This window comes from Nocardioides oceani (assembly GCF_030412965.1).
Lineage (GTDB): Bacteria > Actinomycetota > Actinomycetes > Propionibacteriales > Nocardioidaceae > Nocardioides > Nocardioides oceani.
This window is the reverse complement of sequence record NZ_JAUHJQ010000245.1, coordinates 1-230: the sequence shown is the minus strand read 5'-3', so window position 1 is coordinate 230 and position 230 is coordinate 1. Positions and strand designations below refer to the sequence as shown.

Genomic DNA, 230 nt, shown 5'->3' with positions numbered 1-230 from the left:
CGCCTGACCCCCTGGAGGAGCAGACCCATGACGCACCAACCCGTTGCCGGACCCGTCCCCGCCCGCCACGAGTACGACGTGGTCGTGGTCGGCGGGGGCGTCGCCGGCCGGTCCGCGGCCGTCTCCGCCGCCGAGGCCGGCGCGCGCGTCGCGGTGCTGGAGCGCTCGGTGGAGTCCGAGACCGGCGGCAACACCCGCTACACCGAGGCGTTCCTGCGGATGCGGTCGGT

Annotated in this window: 1 protein-coding gene; it reads left to right on the top strand. The window is 76.1% G+C overall.

What is annotated here, in order from left to right; translation table 11 throughout:
* Positions 1-27: 27 nt before the first annotated feature.
* A partial coding sequence (locus QWY28_RS23925; RefSeq protein ID WP_300955391.1) for an FAD-dependent oxidoreductase occupies positions 28-230 on the top strand: 203 nt, incomplete at its 3' end.